Origin of the sequence: Photobacterium kagoshimensis, from assembly GCF_050337045.1 — a bacterium.
Taxonomy (GTDB): domain Bacteria; phylum Pseudomonadota; class Gammaproteobacteria; order Enterobacterales; family Vibrionaceae; genus Photobacterium; species Photobacterium kagoshimensis.
On record NZ_JAKJSO010000006.1, the window covers coordinates 1 to 1,253 of the forward strand.

The following is a 1,253-nucleotide window of genomic DNA, read 5'->3' on the forward strand; positions in this document are numbered from 1 at the left end:
CTACAATGGCGTATACAGAGGGCTGCCAACCAGCGCTGGTGAGCGACTCCCAGACAGTACGTCGTCGTCCGGATTGTAGTCTGCAACTCGACTCCATGAAGTCGGAATCGCTAGTAATCGTGGATCAGAATGCCACGGTGAATACGTTCCCGGGCCTTGTACACACCGCCCGTCACACCATGGGAGTGGGCTGCACCAGAAGTAGATAGCTTAACCTTCGGGAGGGCGTTTACCACGGTGTGGTTCATGACTGGGGTGAAGTCGTAACAAGGTAGCCCTAGGGGAACCTGGGGCTGGATCACCTCCTTAAACGATAGACTGCTTGTTTGATGCAGTGTCCACACAGATTGCTTGGTTGAAATGTAAGAGAGCACCATGTTGCCCAACAACATGGCAGAAATACTTAGTCCCATTCGTCTAGAGGCCTAGGACACCGCCCTTTCACGGCGGTAACAGGGGTTCGACTCCCCTATGGGACGCCACGGGTCGTTAGCTCAGTTGGTAGAGCAGTTGACTTTTAATCAATTGGTCGCAGGTTCGAATCCTGCACGACCCACCATCCTCTCCCACGAAGGAAGTAAAACAACCGAGGGCGATTAGCTCAGTTGGGAGAGCACCTCCCTTACAAGGAGGGGGTCACTGGTTCGAGCCCGGTATCGCCCACCACTCTCTAACTGTTTTCTGCGTCATGCAGATTCAATGAAGGTTACCTTTGTTGAGTCCGCTTTTTTGCCGCCGAAAATCATTAGAAAGTGGTTCTTTAGATAGAAACACAATGCTCTTTAACAATCTGGAAAGCTGACTAGTAAATTGAATCAACAGATTCAATTACAATAGTTTTTATCTTTAATGATAGAAACGAGTTCTCAAAACAACACACATTCAAGTGTCTTGTGTAGAGTCCGGCGAAAAACCAATGTCCACACTTATCATGATCGGAAATGAGTGACAAAAAAACCTTGGTTGTTTGAACATACAGACCTCTTGGGGTTGTATGGTTAAGTGACTAAGCGTACACGGTGGATGCCTTGGCAGTCAGAGGCGATGAAGGACGTATTAACTTGCGATAAGCCCAGTTTAGATAGTAAAAATCACTTGAGACTGGGATTTCCGAATGGGGAAACCCAACTGCATAAGCACGTATCGTTACGTGAATACATAGCGTAACGAGGCGAACCGGGGGAACTGAAACATCTAAGTACCCCGAGGAAGAGAAATCAACCGAGATTCCGACAGTAGCGGCGAGCGAAATC

Annotated in this window: 3 tRNA genes and 2 rRNA genes; all 5 read left to right on the forward strand. The window is 48.4% G+C overall.

What is annotated here, in order from left to right:
• Nucleotides 1-309, forward strand: a 16S ribosomal RNA gene (locus tag L4C35_RS00500); the annotation flags it as partial.
• A 97-nt stretch (nucleotides 310-406) separates the two neighbouring features.
• A tRNA-Glu gene (locus tag L4C35_RS00505) sits at nucleotides 407-482 on the forward strand.
• A 1-nt stretch (nucleotide 483) separates the two neighbouring features.
• A tRNA-Lys gene (locus L4C35_RS00510) sits at nucleotides 484-559 on the forward strand.
• A 31-nt stretch (nucleotides 560-590) separates the two neighbouring features.
• Nucleotides 591-666: transfer RNA gene (locus tag L4C35_RS00515), tRNA-Val, on the forward strand.
• A 330-nt stretch (nucleotides 667-996) separates the two neighbouring features.
• Nucleotides 997-1,253 (forward strand): 23S ribosomal RNA (locus L4C35_RS00520); the annotation flags it as partial.